This window comes from Streptomyces lateritius (assembly GCF_014649715.1).
GTDB lineage: Bacteria > Actinomycetota > Actinomycetes > Streptomycetales > Streptomycetaceae > Streptomyces > Streptomyces lateritius.
Genome location: NZ_BMTO01000008.1, coordinates 315828 through 330419 on the forward strand (window position 1 = coordinate 315828; position 14592 = coordinate 330419).

The window sequence follows — 14592 nt, forward strand, 5'->3', positions numbered from 1 at the left end:
CGTCAGCGCCCTGTGGCACGGAGGTGACCATTCCGGTACGTCGTCGCGGAGCCCGCGAGCGCGCAGTCGGGTGGCAGTGAGCCGGACCACAAGGGGGTGGGGGTTGGGCAGGGCCCGGGTCGGATAGCCTGACCGCTGGATATCTCTTCACGTCGAGACACCGATCGATCAAGAGGGGTATCCAGCCTCAGGGGCAGGGACCCCCACCGCCAGCTGTCTTACGGAGATCGCCATGACCCGCACTCCCGTGAATGTCACCGTGACCGGCGCGGCCGGCCAGATCGGCTACGCGCTGCTCTTCCGCATCGCCTCCGGCCACCTGCTCGGCGCGGACGTGCCGGTCAAGCTGCGCCTCCTCGAAATCCCGCAGGGCCTCAAGGCCGCCGAGGGCACCGCCATGGAGCTCGACGACTGCGCCTTCCCGCTGCTGCGCGGCATCGACATCTTCGACGACCCGAACAAGGGCTTCGAGGGCGCCAACGTCGCCCTCCTCGTCGGCGCCCGCCCGCGCACCAAGGGCATGGAGCGCGGTGACCTGCTCTCCGCCAACGGCGGCATCTTCAAGCCTCAGGGCAAGGCCATCAACGACAACGCCGCGGACGACATCAAGGTCCTCGTCGTCGGCAACCCGGCCAACACCAACGCCCTGATCGCCCAGGCCGCGGCCCCGGACGTTCCGGCCGAGCGCTTCACCGCGATGACCCGCCTGGACCACAACCGCGCGATCTCGCAGCTGGCGAAGAAGACTGGTGCCCCCGTCACCGACATCAAGCGCCTGACCATCTGGGGCAACCACTCCGCCACCCAGTACCCGGACATCTTCCACGCGGAGATCGCCGGCAAGAACGCCGCCGAGGTCGTGGGCGACGAGCAGTGGCTGGCCGACACGTTCATCCCGACCGTCGCCAAGCGCGGCGCCGCGATCATCGAGGCCCGTGGCGCCTCCTCGGCCGCCTCCGCCGCCAACGCCGCCATCGACCACGTCCACACCTGGGTCAACGGCACCGCCGAGGGCGACTGGACGTCCATGGGCATCCCGTCGGACGGCTCCTACGGCGTCCCGGAGGGCCTGATCTCCTCCTTCCCCGTCACCTGCAAGGACGGCAAGTACGAGATCGTCCAGGGCCTGGACGTCAACGAGTTCTCCCGCGCCCGCATCGACGCCTCGGTGCGGGAGCTGGCGGAGGAGCGCGACGCGGTCCGCGAGCTCGGCCTCATCTGAGCCTGAGCGACTGGACGACGCGCGACGCACGGCGCCCCCGGCCTGCACGGCCGGGGGCGCCGTTCTTGTGTCGGACACCGCGCGGCTACTCCGTGAGTCGGTTCGCCGGTTCGCCGGTTCGGCCCCGCCCCCGCAGCGTCCGGAGCGGCCCGGGAAGCCGGCCGCCTCGAAGAACCGGGCCGAGGCCGCGTCCCCCAGGCCCGGCACGACCAGGGATCGCCGCCGACCGTCCGGAGCGCAGGGCGCGCGGCGCCTGCGCGCGAGCCCCGAGGCTCACTTCTTGTACTGCCCGGGCGTGTAGTGACCGGGCGTCATACGGGTGGTGACGCCGATACGGTTCCAGGCGTTGATGACCGTGATCCCGGCGATGACCCGGGCCAGCTCGTCCTCGTCGAAGTGGGCCGCGGCCTTCGCGTACACCTCGTCGGGCACGAAGCCGTCCGTGAGGACGGTGACGGCCTCCGTCAGCGCGAGCGCCGCGAGCTCGCGCTCGGTGTAGAAGTGGCGCGACTCCTCCCAGGCGGAGAGCTGGACGATCCGCTCGACCGACTCGCCCTCCGCCAGCGCGTCCTTGGAGTGCATGTCGATGCAGAAGGCGCAGTGGTTGATCTGTGATGCCCGGATCTTGATCAGGTGGTAGAGCGTCGGGTCGACGCCCTTCGCCGCCTCGGTCTCCAGGCGGACCATCGCGCGGTAGAAGCCGGGGAGCCGCTCGGCGAGGGCGAGACGGGGGCCGTGCTCGTGGGCGTACTCCGTCCTCGTGGCGCCGTTCGCGGGGTTCGTCGTGCTCGTCGTGGTCGTCATGGTTCTCACCGTAGGGGTGCGATGGCGCAGGAGTATGGTCCATTCGCATGGCGAACGACTGGGCCACTTTGGGGGTCGACCTCCATCTGGAACTGCGCGGGCCGAAGCTGCGGACGGGGCTGATGGACGCCCTGCGCGAGGCCGTTCGCAGCGGGCGTCTGGAGGCGGGGGTACGGCTTCCCTCCTCGCGCTCGCTCGCCGCCGACCTGGGCGTGGCCCGCAACACCGTCGCCGACGCGTACGCCGAGCTGGTCGCCGAGGGGTGGCTGACGGCCCGGCAGGGCTCCGGCACCCGGGTCGCCTCGCGCGCCGCCCCGCGCCCGGCGATCGGGGCGGGTGCGCGCCCCGCGGCGGCGGTCAGGCCCGACACCGCGCGGCCGACGTACAACCTCAAGCCCGGCGTGCCCGACCTCGCCTCCTTCCCGCGCGCCGAATGGCTCAAGGCGTCCCGGCGCGCGCTGACGGCCGCCCCGAACGAGGCGTTCGGGTACGGCGATCCCCGCGGCCGGATCGAACTGCGCACCGTCCTCGCCGAGTACCTCGCCCGGGCGCGGGGCGTCCACGCGCGGCCGGAGCGGATCGTGCTCTGCTCCGGCTTCGTCCACGGACTGATGCTGATCGGGCAGGTGCTCCGGGCCCGCCGGGTACGGGAGGTGGCGGTCGAGTCGTACGGCCTCGGCGTGCACGGGGACCTGCTGACCCGGGCCGGAATGCGGCTGCCCGCCCTGCCCTTCGACGAACTCGGCACCCGCACCGGTGAGCTGAGCGGCATGAAGGGGGTGGGGGCGGTGCTGATGACGGCCGCCCACCAGTTCCCGCTCGGCGGCGCGCTCCACCCGGACCGGCGGGCGGCGGTGATCGACTGGGCGCGGGCCTCGGGGGGCCTGGTCCTGGAGGACGACTACGACGGGGAGTTCCGCTACGACCGTCAGCCGGTCGGCGCGCTCCAGGGCCTGGACCCCGAGCGGGTGGTCTACCTGGGCACGGCCAGCAAGTCCCTGGCGCCCGGCCTCCGGCTGGCCTGGATGGTGCTGCCGGAGGGCCTGGTGGACGAGGTGGTCGCGGCGAAGGGAACGGTGGACTGGATGTCCAGCTCCCTGGAGCAGCTGACGTTCGCGGAGTTCCTCGGCTCGGGGGCGTACGACCGGCACGTGCGGGCGATGCGGCTGCGCTACCGGCGCCGCCGCGACGAGTTGGTGGAGGCGGTGGCCGAGCACTCCTCGCGGACCCGGGTGAGCGGTATCGCGGCCGGCCTCCACGCGGTCCTGGAACTCCCGCCCGGCTCCGAGCCCGAGGTCCTCCGGTCCGCCGCGTGGCAGGGCCTGGCGCTCCTCGGTCTCGACCGCTTCCGCCATCCCGACGTGCCCAGGACCCTCGACGGCCTCGTCGTCGGCTACGGCACCCCGCCGGACAGCGGCTGGGCGGGCGCGCTCCGGGCCCTCTGCCGGGTGCTGCCGTGACCGGCGCCGACGGTGCCACCGCTGCCGTGGTGCCGTAGTCGGGACAAAACGACGCTCGTGCGAGGGTGCTCGGACACCGGCCTAAACTGTGCGGTCGCGACCAGGCGACGGGGAGGACGGACATGCGCAGGCTGAGGTCGAGCACGGTGGTGCTCGGCGGTATGGGGGTGCTCGCGGCGACGATCACCGCGTGCGGGTCCGAGCCCGACAGGCGGTGCGTCGACCCGGTGACGCGCGAGAAACTGCCGAGCTACGAGTGCGAGAGCGGCAGTTCCACGCGCGGCTCGTACTACTACGGCGGCCGGGTCGCGAACGGCACGGTCAGCGGCGGCAGCTTCGACAAGTCCGCCGTGGACACCGGCGGCTTCGGCTGCTCCGGCTCGGGCGGCGGCTGACCCGCCACCATGGAACGGCACACCATCGAACCGAGGCCCGACTGGCAGCGGACCGTGGAGGAGCAGGGGCTCGTCTACCCCCTCACCCGGTACCCCGACGGCTCCCTGCTCCCGTACTGGGACGAGAGCGCGTACTACTCCTTCAGCCTGCCCGAGGTCGAGGCGCTCGAGGAGGTCGTCGAGGAGCTGCACGCCATGTGCCTGGCGGCGGCCGCGCACATCGTCGAGCAGGACCGTTTCGCCGACCTGGGTCTCACCGACCCCCGGCTCGCCTCCCTCGTCGCCGAGTCCTGGCGCCGCCGTGCCGAACTCCCCTCCCTCTACGGCCGTTTCGACCTCCGCTACGACGGCACCGGTCCGGCCAAGATGCTGGAGTACAACGCCGACACCCCCACCTCCCTGGTCGAGGCCGCCAGCCCGCAGTGGTTCTGGATGGAGGACCGCTTCCCCGGCGCCGACCAGTGGAACTCGCTCCACGAGCGGCTCGTCGACGCGTGGCGGCGCCAGGCGAAGCTGCTGCCGCCGGGCAGCCCGGTCCATTTCGTCCACTCCGACGGGGACGAGCTCGGCGAGGACCTGATGACCGTGGCGTACCTGCGCGAGACGGCCCAGCAGGCGGGGCTCGACACGGAGGCGCTCTCGGTCGAACGGATCGGGTGGGACCGGCTGTCGGGGCGGTTCGTGGACGACCGGCTGCGCTTCATCCGCAGCTGCTTCAAGCTCTACCCGTGGGAGTGGCTGACCACCGACCGCTTCGGCCCGCACGTCCTGGACACCCTCGACAACGGCGGCGGTACGGGGACGACCTGCTGGATCGAGCCCGCCTGGAAGATGCTCCTCTCCAACAAGGCTCTGCTGGCCGTGTTGTGGGAGCTCTACCCGGGGCACCCGAACCTGCTCCCCGCCTACCTGAACGGCCCGCGCGAGCTGGCCGCGCACGGCGGGTACGTCGCCAAGCCGCTCCTCGGCCGGGAGGGCGCGGGCGTGACGATCCACGAGCCCGGCGCCCCGGCCGTCGTACGGGAGGAGCCCTGCTGCTACCAGGAGCTGGCCCCGCTGCCGGACTTCGACGGCAACCGGGTGGTGCTCGGCGCGTGGGTCGTCGAGGACGAGGCGGCGGGACTCGGCATCCGGGAGTCGGCGGGCCTGGTCACGGACGAGTACGCCCGCTTCCTGCCGCACGTCATTCTCTGACGTCGTTTCCCCGGGGACCCGGCTCCGCCGGCCGCCGTCGTGCCGGCCGGCCGATCGGGCGAACGAGCGAGCGGGCGGCCGGTCCGCCGGGGCGGGCGGAGTCAGTCCGACAGCACCGCCCGCAGCTGCTCCAGGCCCCAGTCCAGGTCCTCCTTGGCGATCACCAGCGGGGGAGCGATCCGGATCGTCGAACCGTGGGTGTCCTTCACCAGCACCCCCCGGTCCATCAGCCTCTCCGAGATCTCCCGTCCCGTGCCCCGGGACGGGACGATGTCCACACCCGCCCACAGCCCCCGGCCGCGGACCTTCTCCACCGCTCCGCCGCCCACGAGCAGTCCCAGCTCGGCGTGGAGATGCTCACCCAGCTCGGTCGCCCGCTGCTGGTACTCGCCGGTCCGCAACATCGCGATGACCTCCAGGGCCACCGCGCAGGCCAGCGGATTGCCGCCGAACGTCGACCCGTGCTCACCCGGCCGGAACACCCCGAGGACGTCACGGTCCGCCACCACGGCGGAGACGGGCACGACCCCGCCGCCCAGCGCCTTGCCCAGGACGTACACGTCCGGCACCACGCCCTCGTGCTCGCACGCGAAGGTCTTCCCGGTCCGGCCGAGGCCGGACTGGATCTCGTCCGCCATGAACAGCACGTTCCGCGCCCGGGTCAACTCCCGCACCCCGCGCAGGTATCCGGCCGGCGGCACCAGGACACCCGCCTCGCCCTGGATCGGCTCCAGGAGGACCGCGACCGTGTTCTCCGTGACCGCCCGCTCCATCGCCGTCAGGTCGCCGTACGGAACGATCTCGAAGCCCGGGGTGTACGGGCCGTAGTGATCCCGCGCCTCGTGATCCGTGGAGAAGCTCACGATCGTGGTCGTCCGGCCGTGGAAGTTGTTCCCCGCGACCACGATCTTCGCGTGCCCGTCCGGCACGCCCTTGACCTCGTACCCCCACTTCCGCGCGGTCTTCACGGCCGTCTCGACCGCCTCCGCGCCCGTGTTCATCGGCAGCACCATCTCCTTGCCGCACAGCTCCGCGAGGCGCGTACAGAACTCCGCGAACCGGTCGTGGTGGAACGCCCTCGACGTGAGCGTCACCCGCTCCAGCTGCGCCCGCGCCGCCTCGATCAGCCGGCGGTTGCCGTGCCCGAAGTTGAGCGCCGAGTACCCGGCGAGCATGTCGAGGTAGCGGCGCCCCTCGACATCGGTCATCCACGCCCCGTCCGCCGAGGCGACCACGACGGGCAGGGGGTGGTAGTTGTGTGCGCTGTGCGCCTCCGCGGAAGCGATCGCGTCTTGCGTCCTCGACACGGGATCTCCGTTCGTCCTGCGGCCCGGGGGTGGGTGTGGCCCCTTTCTTATCGTCGCTCGGATGCCGGACGGGGAAACCTCGGTGACGACGCGCCCGCTAGGCTGCGAGCACGCACGGCGACTGGCGTACGGGGAAGCGACCCCGGGGAAGCCGTGCGCGGCAGACATACGAGGCGCCGCTCGCCTGGGCGCCGCGGGACCCTTTCCCGTGTGGTGCCGCGACCGCGACTCGCCGTGGTGCCCCGGGAACAGCCGAACGCCCCGGAGGAACGCCATGACCGCCCCGCACCCCGCACTCGCCGCCACCGATCCCGAACTCGCCGCCCTCGTCGGCGCCGAGGAGCGGCTGCAGGCCGAGACCCTGCGGCTGATCCCCAGCGAGAACTACGTCTCCCAAGCCGTGCTCGAAGCGTCCGGCACCGTCCTGCAGAACAAGTACAGCGAGGGTTACCCCGGCCGCCGCTACTACGAGGGCCAGCAGAACATCGACCGGATCGAGACCCTCGCCGTCGAACGCGCCAAGGCGCTCTTCGGCGTCGACCACGCCAACGTCCAGCCGTACTCCGGCTCCCCGGCCAACCTCGCCGTCTACCTCGCCTTCGCCCGGCCCGGCGACACCGTGATGGGCATGGCCCTGCCGATGGGCGGCCACCTCACCCACGGCTGGGGCGTCTCGGCCACCGGCACCTGGTTCCACGGCGTGCAGTACGGCGTACGCCAGGACACCGGGCTCATCGACTTCGACCAGGTCCGTGAACTCGCGCTCAAGGAACGGCCGAAGGTGATCTTCTGCGGCAGCACCGCCCTGCCGCGCACGATCGACTTCGCCGCCTTCGGCGAGATCGCCCGCGAGGCGGGCGCCGTACTCGTCGCCGACGTCGCCCACATCGCCGGCCTGATCGCGGGCGGCGCCCACCCCTCCCCGGTCCCGCACGTCGACGTCGTCTCGACCACCACCCACAAGACCCTGCGCGGCCCGCGCGGCGCCATGCTCATGTCCCGCGAGGAGCACGCCAAGGCTCTCGACAAGGCCGTCTTCCCCGGCCTCCAGGGCGGCCCGCACAACCAGACCACCGCCGCCGTGGCCGTCGCCCTGCACGAGGCCGCCCAGCCCTCCTTCCGCCACTACGCCCACGCCGTCGTCGCCAACGCCAAGGCTCTCGCCGAGGCGCTCCTCGCCCGCGGCTTCGACCTGGTCTCCGGCGGCACGGACAACCACCTGATCCTGATGGACCTCACCCCCAAGGAGGTCCCGGGCAAGATCGCGGCGAAGGCCCTCGACCGGGCCGGGATCGTCGTCAACTACAACACCGTCCCCTACGACCCCCGGAAGCCCTTCGACCCCTCCGGCATCCGCATCGGCACCCCCTCCCTCACCTCCCGGGGCCTCGGCACGGAGCACATGGCCCAGGTCGCCGCCTGGATCGACCGCGGTGTGGCCGCGGCGGGCGCCGGCGACGAGGACGCGCTCCTCACCGTCCGCGCGGAGGTCGCGGAGCTGATGGCGGCCTTCCCGGCCCCCGGCCTCCCGGTCTGACCGGCGCCACCGCCCCGGCGCCCCCGGCCCGGTCCCGGACCTCCGGCGGCCGGGCCGGCCGGGCGAATCCGCCCGTCAGCCGGTCGACTCCGCCGTGCGGCGCGCCCGCTCGCGGTCCGGTATGCCCTCCAGGCGGAGGGTGAGCGCGCCCCCGTTCCTCGTCCACAGGAGCGTGGGGCCCGCCGTGCGGACCTTGTGCCTCCACACCGCGCCGGACGGGTCCGTCATCGGGAAGCTGAGCAGGGGCGGGGCCGCGAACCAGTGGCCCGGCGCGCCGTCCGGCAGGGCGACCCACTCCGGACGGGTTCCTGGCCAGCGCCGAAGGCGCCGTCCAGCGTCGCCGGGGACCGGCCGGGCCGGACGATCCCCTTCCCCTCCCGCCGGCAGAGGCTGATCACCGCCCGCCCGCGCTCGGCCGACCCCGTGACCGCCACCGCGTCCGGGGCGCCGAGCGCCTTGGGTGTCAGGGGCTCGAAGCCGGCCCACCGCCCGGCCTCGCCCAGCGGCACCGGATCCGGACACCCGGGGACCGCGGCGCCCGGCGACGGCCGCGCTCCCGGGTCGTACCGCACCTCGACCCACCGATGCGGGCGCCGGTCCGCGACCGCCGCCCGCATCGGAGGCGTGAGCACCAGGACCACCGGAAGCCCGGAGAGGGCCGCGAACAGGGCCCGCCACCGCCGGGCCCGCCACCGCCGGGTCCGCCGACTCCGGTCTCCGCGGCTCGGTGCCGAGCAGATCCGCCTCCCGGCCCGCGACGGCACGCTGCCGCCCCACGGAGCGCACTGTGTTCCTGGTCTCATCGACCCCGCCCCGCACGCCACGGCGGCCCGCGGCGCGACCGCCGTAGGGGCGCGGACCAGCGTCGCCTCCGCCTCCGCCTCCCCGGCGCGTACGCGAGCGGTCACCGCGGCCTCCTCGACGGTCGGGCCCCCCTCCCGCGTCCTCACACCTTTGGTACACCGGCAGTCGGGGATCGGTTCCCACACCTGAGAGAATGTGGGGCATGGCCTCTGAACGCCCGCCCGTCGCCCACCACCACCCTCAGGGGAGTGGCTTCGCCATGCCGCATCGTCCGCGCGTGCTCTCCGGAATCCAGCCCACCGCAGGCTCGTTCCATCTCGGCAACTACCTCGGCGCCGTCCGCCAGTGGGTCGCCCTGCAGGAGACCCACGACGCCTTCTACATGGTGGTGGACCTGCACGCGATCACGGTCCCGCAGGACCCCGCGGAGCTGCGGGCCAACACCCGGCTCGCCGCCGCCCAGCTGCTCGCCGCGGGTCTCGACCCGGAGCGCTGCACGCTCTTCGTCCAGAGCCACGTCCCCGAGCACGCGCAGCTCGGCTGGGTGATGAACTGCCTCACCGGCTTCGGCGAGGCCTCCCGCATGACCCAGTTCAAGGACAAGTCCGCGAAGCAGGGCGCCGACCGGGCCACCGTCGGTCTCTTCACGTACCCGGTCCTGCAGGTCGCCGACATCCTGCTGTACCAGGCCCACCAGGTCCCGGTCGGCGAGGACCAGCGCCAGCACATCGAGCTGACCCGTGACCTCGCGGAGCGGTTCAACGGCCGCTTCGGCGACACCTTCACGATCCCGGCGCCGTACATCCTCAAGGAGACGGCGAAGATCTACGACCTGCAGGACCCGACGATCAAGATGAGCAAGTCGGCGTCCACGCCCAAGGGTCTGATCAACCTGCTGGACGACCCGAAGACGACGGCGAAGAAGGTCAGGAGCGCGGTCACCGACACCGACACGGTCATCCGCTTCGACCCGGTGGACAAGGCCGGCGTCTCGAACCTGCTCACGATCCTCTCCACGCTCACCGGCACGTCCGTCGACGCGCTGGTACAGGAGTACGAGGGCAAGATGTACGGCGCGCTGAAGACCGACCTCGCGGAGGTCATGGTGGACTTCGTCACGCCGTTCCGGACCCGTACGCAGGAATACCTGGACGACCCGGAGACGCTGGACTCGATCCTGGCCAAGGGCGCGGAGAAGGCCCGCGCCGTCGCCGCCGAGACGCTGGCGCAGACGTACGAGCGGGTGGGCTTCCTGCCCGCGAAGCACTGAGTCCAAGGACCCTGGCCACAGAGGTGGTGCAGGCCGCACACTGGCGCTGCACCACCACGCGCGGACCACACGCGCGGACCGATCGATGAGATGAGGAGTGAAGACGTGGGGACCGTAACGCTCGGCGTTTCGATCGCGGTCCCGGAGCCCTACGGCAGCCTGCTCCAGGAGCGGCGCGCGGGCTTCGGGGATCCCGCCGCGCACGGCATCCCCACGCACGTCACCCTGCTGCCGCCCACCGAGGTGGACGACTCCCGGCTGCCCGAGATCGAGACGCATCTCGCCGGGGTCGCGGCCGGTGTCCGCCCCTTCCCGATGCGGCTCAGCGGGACGGGAACCTTCCGGCCGCTGTCGCCGGTGGTCTACGTCCAGCTCGCGGAGGGCGTGTCGGCCTGCACCTGGCTCCAGCAGCGGGTGCGCGACACCTCGGGGCCGCTGGTGCGCGAACTGCAGTTCCCGTACCACCCGCACGTGACAGTGGCGCACGGCATCTCCGAGGAGGCGATGGACCGGGCGTACGAGGAGTTGGCCGAGTTCGAGGCGGCGTGGACCTGCTCGTCCTTCGGGCTCTACGAGCAGGGCCCGGACGGGGTGTGGCGCAAGCTGCGATCGTACGCGTTCGGCGGGGGCCTCTCCGCCCCCTCCGTGCCCGCCCAGGGCAGCCCCCTCGACACCCCCACCCCCGCCACCGGCTGACCTCCCCGCCGCTCCCTCAGGCCCCCCGCTGCGCTAGCGCACCGGCAGGCGGCGGAAGACCGGCCTCGGCACGTGCCGCAGCGCCGACATCACCACCCGCAGCGCCCCCGGCACCCACACCGTCTCCGAGCGCCGTCGCAGCCCCAGCTCGATCGCCCGGGCGACCGTCTCGGGCGTGGTCGCCAGCGGAGCCTCCGCCAGCCCCGCCGTCATCTTCGACCGTACGAATCCCGGCCGTACGACCATCACGTGCACCCCGGTCCCGTGCAGCGCGTCCCCGAGTCCCTGGGCGAACGCGTCGAGACCGGCCTTGGACGAGCCGTAGATGAAATTGGCGCGGCGAGCCCGCTCGCCGGCCACCGAGGACAGCACCACCAGGGAGCCGTGTCCCTGCGACTGCAGGGCCCGCGCGCAGACCAGGCCCGCCGAGACGGCCCCCGTGTAGTTGGTCTGGGCGACCCGGACGGCGGCGAGCGGATCGGCCTCGTCGCGCGCCTGGTCGCCGAGGATTCCGAAGGCGAGGAGGACGAGGTCGATGTCGCCCTGGGTGAAGATCTTCCCCAGCCGCTCCTCGTGCGATTCCGTGTCGAGCGCGTCGAACGGGACGGTGCGGACGTCGGCGCCCAGCGCGCGCAGTGAGTCGGCGGCGGCCGTCAGGGCGGGCGAGGGGCGCCCGGCCAGCCATACCGTACGCGTGCGGCGGGCGATCAGCCGGCGGGCGGTGGCGAGACCGATCTCGGAGGTGCCGCCGAGCAGGAGCAGGGACTGCGGGGTGCCGAAGGCGTCCTTCATGACGATCAAACTCCTCAGAGGGCGAGACGACGGGAGAGGTCCGAGGTGAAGACGGAGCGCGGGTCGAGCGCGGCGCGCAGCGCCCGGAAGTCGGCGAGCCTCGGGTACATCGCGTCGAGCAGGTCGGGGCGCAGTCGCGAGTCCTTGGCGAGGTAGACCCGGCCGCCGGCGTCCACCACCTCCTCGTCGAGCTCGTCGAGGAAGGCGCCGAGCCCGGAGAGGCGGGCCGGGATGTCCAGCGCGAGCGTCCAGCCGGGCATGGGGAAGGACAGCCAGCCGGGGTCTCCCTCGCCGAAGCGCTTCAGCACGGCGAGGAAGGAGGGGCAGCCGCGGCGCGCGATGCGCTGCACGATCCGGCGCAGGGTCTCCTCGTGGCCGTGTCCGACGACGAACTGGTACTGCACGAAGCCACCGCGGCCGTAGATCCGGTTCCAGTGCGGTACGCCGTCGAGGGGGTGGAAGAAGGCGGACAGGCGCTGGAGTTCGCCGGTGCGGCGGCGTGGGGCCCTGCGGTACCAGACGTCGTTGAACAGACCGACGGTGGTGCGGCCGAGCAGCCCCTCGGGGACGAGGGCGGGGGCGGCGGGCAGCCGTCCGGGGCGGAAGGCGAGCGGTGCGCGGCGGGCGCGGCGGGGGAGGGCGTCGTACGGAGCGTGGTCGCCGCGGGTGAGGACCGAGCGGCCGGTGGCGGCGCCGCGGGCGAGCAGGTCGATCCAGGCGACGGAGTAGCGGTAGCGGTGGTCGGTGGCGGTGAGCCGGGCCATCAGGTCGTCGAGGTCGCCGGCGCGTTCGGTGTCGACGGTCATCAGGGAGGTCTCGACGGGGAGGAGCCGGAGGGTGGCGGAGAGGATCACGCCGGTGAGGCCCATGCCGCCCGCGGTGGCGTCGAAGAGGTCCGTCCCGGGGACGACCGTACGGATCTCCCCGTCGGCGGTGAGGAGTTCGAGGGAGGTCACGTGCCGGGCGAAGGAGCCGGAGACGTGGTGGTTCTTGCCGTGGATGTCGGCGCCGATCGCGCCGCCGACGGTGACGTACCGGGTGCCGGGGGAGACGGGGACGAACCAGCCGAGCGGGAGCAGCACCTCCATCAGGCGGTGCAGGCTCACCCCGGCGTCGCAGACGACGAGGCCGGCGGTGGCGTCGATGGTACGGACGCGGTCGAGGCCGGTCATGTCGAGGACGGAGCCGCCGGCGTTCTGCGCGGCGTCGCCGTAGGCGCGACCGAGGCCGCGGGCGATGGAGCCGCGGGCGCCGCAGGCGCGGACGGCGTCGGACGCCTCCTCGTAGCTCCGGGGGCGGAGCACGCGCGCGAGGGTGGGCGCGGTGCGGCCCCAGCCGGTGAGGGGTTCGGACATGTCCGGGGCCTCGGTGTCGGTGGTGGTCTCGGCAGCCATGGAGGCGACCGTATCGCCCCTCCTGTCACTTATGCGTGGTTTGCCCTTCGGTTCGCCGAATGGGTGATTAAAGGAGTGTCAGGAAAGATTGCCGTGCGGTCGGCGGCCCGGCGGGCCAGAGTCGCCCCTGGTTGACCGAGAACCGGGAGGCGGAGCCGATGCGATACGCGGACTGGGCCGGTGCCGAGCGGAGGCTCCTGGCCGTCCTGCGCGGCTGTGGACGGCGGACGCCGGTGGCGACGGCGGCCCGCGCGCTCTCCTTCGGCGGGGAACACGGCGCCCTGTGGCTCGCCGCCGGGCTCACCGGCGCGGCGGTGGACCGGAGACGCCGGACCGGCTGGCTGCGCGGTACGGCCCTGATCGCCGGGGCACATCTGGCGAGCATGGGCGTCAAGCGGGTGGTGCGCCGGCCCCGGCCCGGGGCGGCGGAGTACGAACCCCTGGTCCGCACGGCGGGCCGGCACTCCTTCCCCAGCTCCCACGCGACCTCCGCGGCGGCGGCGGTCGTCGCCTTCGGCGCCCTGCACCCGGCGGGCCGCCGCCTCGCCGCCCCGGTGGCCGCCGCGATGTGCGCCTCCCGCCTGGTCGTCGGCGTCCACTACCCGACGGACGTGGCCGCCGGAGCCCTCCTCGGCGCGGCGACGGCGGCCCTCGGCCGCCGCTGGCTGGGGGCGGCCCGTGAGGGTGCGGCACACGACGGGGTGGGCGGCGAGCGACGGCGGACGTCATGACCGAACGCACCACCGGAGCGGCCGCCGTGCTCGACTCGCCCGTGGTCGTTCAGGGGCGGGAACCGGTCGGCGCGCGACGGATGTTCGCCGTGCCGCTCGGGCTGCTGCTGACCGCGCGGCCCCGGCAATGGGTCAAGAACGTGCTCGTCGTCGCCGCGCCCGCCGCCGCCGGCCAGCTGGTCTCCTGGCACACGGCGTCCCGGCTCGCCCTGGTCTTCGCCCTGTTCACGGCCGCCGCCTCCGCCGTCTACCTCTTCAACGACGCCCGCGACGCCGCCGCCGACCGCGCCCACCCGGTCAAACGCCACCGCCCCGTGGCCGCCGGGCTCGTCCCCGTACCGCTTGCCTACGCCACCGGAACGCTGCTCGGTCTCGGAGCCGCCGTGGCGAGCGCGGTGCTGTGCAACCCCATGACCGCCGCGCTCCTCATCGCGTACCTCGCCATGCAGTTCGCGTACTGCGTACGGCTCAAGCACGTCCTCGTCGTCGACCTCGCCGTCGTCACCACCGGCTTCCTGATGCGGGCGATGATCGGCGGGGTCGCGCTCGCGATCCCGCTCTCCCGCTGGTTCCTCATCACCGCCGGCTTCGGCGCGCTCTTCATGGTCGCCGCCAAGCGGTACTCCGAAGCCGTCGAGATGGAGGCCGCGCACGGCGCGACCCGCGCGCTGCTCACCCGGTACACGACCGGATATCTGCGTTTCGTCTGGCAGCTGGCGGCCGGTGTCGCCGTCCTCGGCTACTGCCTGTGGGCGCTGGAGAGCGGCGGCGTCGCCCACGGCGCCCTGCTCCCGTGGCGCCAGCTCTCCGTGATCGCGTTCATCCTCGCCGTGCTGCGCTACGCCGTCTTCGCGGACCGGGGCACGGCCGGCGCCCCCGAGGACGTCGTCCTGCGCGACCGGCCGCTCGCGGTCATCGGCCTGGTGTGGGCGGCGATGTACGGGATGGCGGTCACGGACCTGTGAGGTCGGTGGACGGTGGGCCGG

The 14592-nt window shown here is 73.1% G+C and carries 14 protein-coding genes, 1 pseudogene and 1 riboswitch; of the genes and pseudogenes, 9 read left to right on the plus strand and 6 right to left on the minus strand.

The window, feature by feature from the left end:
* Nucleotides 1–232: 232 nt before the first annotated feature.
* On the plus strand, nt 233–1222 hold the full coding sequence (locus tag IE136_RS18785) for a malate dehydrogenase (protein ID WP_158989600.1): 990 nt from the start codon (nt 233–235) through the stop codon (nt 1220–1222).
* A gap of 273 nt (nt 1223–1495) precedes the next feature.
* Here IE136_RS18785 and IE136_RS18790 read toward each other — a convergent pair whose 3' ends face one another.
* Nucleotides 1496–2026: a carboxymuconolactone decarboxylase family protein gene (locus IE136_RS18790; protein ID WP_189600902.1), complete on the minus strand. Its 531-nt coding sequence runs from the start codon at nt 2024–2026 to the stop codon at nt 1496–1498.
* A gap of 47 nt (nt 2027–2073) precedes the next feature.
* Here IE136_RS18790 and pdxR point away from each other — a divergent pair, with 47 nt between their 5' ends.
* From pdxR to IE136_RS18805, 3 genes are all read left to right on the plus strand, one after another.
* Nucleotides 2074–3486 carry a MocR-like pyridoxine biosynthesis transcription factor PdxR gene (gene pdxR, locus IE136_RS18795; protein WP_158989604.1) on the plus strand — a complete coding sequence of 471 codons (1413 nt, stop codon included), beginning with the start codon at nt 2074–2076 and terminating at the stop codon, nt 3484–3486.
* A gap of 122 nt (nt 3487–3608) precedes the next feature.
* Complete coding sequence (locus IE136_RS18800) at nt 3609–3881, plus strand: hypothetical protein (protein ID WP_158989606.1); 273 nt, start codon at nt 3609–3611, stop codon at nt 3879–3881.
* 9 nt (nt 3882–3890) lie between these two features.
* Nucleotides 3891–5075 (plus strand): glutathionylspermidine synthase family protein, encoded by a 1185-nt coding sequence (locus IE136_RS18805; RefSeq protein ID WP_189600903.1) that lies wholly within the window; start codon nt 3891–3893, stop codon nt 5073–5075.
* Between the two features lie 101 nt (nt 5076–5176).
* Here IE136_RS18805 and rocD read toward each other — a convergent pair whose 3' ends face one another.
* Complete coding sequence (gene rocD, locus IE136_RS18810; protein WP_158989610.1) at nt 5177–6382, minus strand: ornithine--oxo-acid transaminase; 1206 nt, start codon at nt 6380–6382, stop codon at nt 5177–5179.
* Nucleotides 6383–6489: 107 nt separating this feature from the next.
* A riboswitch (ZMP/ZTP riboswitch) is annotated at nt 6490–6579 on the plus strand.
* A 77-nt stretch (nt 6580–6656) separates the two neighbouring features.
* Between rocD and glyA the strand changes: the two genes are divergently transcribed.
* Nucleotides 6657–7919, plus strand: a complete 1263-nt coding sequence (gene glyA / locus IE136_RS18815; protein ID WP_189600904.1) for a serine hydroxymethyltransferase — start codon at nt 6657–6659, stop codon at nt 7917–7919.
* A 75-nt stretch (nt 7920–7994) separates the two neighbouring features.
* On the opposite strand, the gene IE136_RS18820 is transcribed toward glyA, so the two are convergent.
* Complete coding sequence (locus IE136_RS18820; RefSeq protein WP_189600905.1) at nt 7995–8147, minus strand: hypothetical protein; 153 nt, start codon at nt 8145–8147, stop codon at nt 7995–7997.
* A gap of 459 nt (nt 8148–8606) precedes the next feature.
* Nucleotides 8607–8869, minus strand: a pseudogene (locus IE136_RS35800) (siderophore-interacting protein); the annotation flags it as partial.
* Between the two features lie 113 nt (nt 8870–8982).
* Between IE136_RS35800 and trpS the strand changes: the two are divergent.
* Nucleotides 8983–9993, plus strand: coding sequence for a tryptophan--tRNA ligase (trpS, locus tag IE136_RS18825; RefSeq protein ID WP_189600938.1), 1011 nt, complete (start codon nt 8983–8985; stop codon nt 9991–9993).
* 105 nt (nt 9994–10098) lie between these two features.
* The gene (locus IE136_RS18830; protein WP_158989614.1) at nt 10099–10689 is read left to right on the plus strand and encodes a 2'-5' RNA ligase family protein; all 591 of its coding nucleotides are present in this window, start codon (nt 10099–10101) and stop codon (nt 10687–10689) included.
* A gap of 33 nt (nt 10690–10722) precedes the next feature.
* On the opposite strand, the gene dprE2 is transcribed toward IE136_RS18830, so the two are convergent.
* Both dprE2 and dprE1 read right to left on the minus strand, forming a co-directional pair.
* Complete coding sequence (dprE2, locus tag IE136_RS18835; protein ID WP_189600906.1) at nt 10723–11481, minus strand: decaprenylphospho-beta-D-erythro-pentofuranosid-2-ulose 2-reductase; 759 nt, start codon at nt 11479–11481, stop codon at nt 10723–10725.
* Nucleotides 11482–11495: 14 nt separating this feature from the next.
* Nucleotides 11496–12875, minus strand: coding sequence for a decaprenylphosphoryl-beta-D-ribose oxidase (gene dprE1, locus IE136_RS18840; protein WP_158989618.1), 1380 nt, complete (start codon nt 12873–12875; stop codon nt 11496–11498).
* Between the two features lie 158 nt (nt 12876–13033).
* On the opposite strand from dprE1, the gene IE136_RS18845 reads away from it, so the two are divergent.
* On the plus strand, nt 13034–13606 hold the full coding sequence (locus IE136_RS18845; protein ID WP_158994609.1) for a phosphatase PAP2 family protein: 573 nt from the start codon (nt 13034–13036) through the stop codon (nt 13604–13606).
* Nucleotides 13603–14571, plus strand: coding sequence for a decaprenyl-phosphate phosphoribosyltransferase (locus IE136_RS18850; RefSeq protein WP_158989620.1), 969 nt, complete (start codon nt 13603–13605; stop codon nt 14569–14571). Before IE136_RS18845 ends, IE136_RS18850 begins: the two co-directional genes overlap by 4 nt.
* Nucleotides 14572–14592: the final 21 nt, after the last annotated feature.

What these genes read in the sequence shown, in the direction of transcription:
- IE136_RS18790 (WP_189600902.1), bottom strand. Translation starts at nt 2,026, where the DNA reads ATGACGACCACGACGAGCACGACGAACCCCGCGAACGGCGCCACGAGG.
- IE136_RS18850 (WP_158989620.1), top strand. Translation starts at nt 13,603, where the DNA reads ATGACCGAACGCACCACCGGAGCGGCCGCCGTGCTCGACTCGCCCGTG.
- trpS (WP_189600938.1), top strand. Translation starts at nt 8,983, where the DNA reads ATGCCGCATCGTCCGCGCGTGCTCTCCGGAATCCAGCCCACCGCAGGC.
- pdxR (WP_158989604.1), top strand. Translation starts at nt 2,074, where the DNA reads ATGGCGAACGACTGGGCCACTTTGGGGGTCGACCTCCATCTGGAACTG.
- IE136_RS18785 (WP_158989600.1), top strand. Translation starts at nt 233, where the DNA reads ATGACCCGCACTCCCGTGAATGTCACCGTGACCGGCGCGGCCGGCCAG.
- IE136_RS18805 (WP_189600903.1), top strand. Translation starts at nt 3,891, where the DNA reads ATGGAACGGCACACCATCGAACCGAGGCCCGACTGGCAGCGGACCGTG.
- glyA (WP_189600904.1), top strand. Translation starts at nt 6,657, where the DNA reads ATGACCGCCCCGCACCCCGCACTCGCCGCCACCGATCCCGAACTCGCC.
- IE136_RS18800 (WP_158989606.1), top strand. Translation starts at nt 3,609, where the DNA reads ATGCGCAGGCTGAGGTCGAGCACGGTGGTGCTCGGCGGTATGGGGGTG.
- IE136_RS18845 (WP_158994609.1), top strand. Translation starts at nt 13,034, where the DNA reads ATGCGATACGCGGACTGGGCCGGTGCCGAGCGGAGGCTCCTGGCCGTC.
- IE136_RS18820 (WP_189600905.1), bottom strand. Translation starts at nt 8,147, where the DNA reads ATGACGGACCCGTCCGGCGCGGTGTGGAGGCACAAGGTCCGCACGGCG.
- dprE2 (WP_189600906.1), bottom strand. Translation starts at nt 11,481, where the DNA reads ATGAAGGACGCCTTCGGCACCCCGCAGTCCCTGCTCCTGCTCGGCGGC.
- dprE1 (WP_158989618.1), bottom strand. Translation starts at nt 12,875, where the DNA reads ATGGCTGCCGAGACCACCACCGACACCGAGGCCCCGGACATGTCCGAA.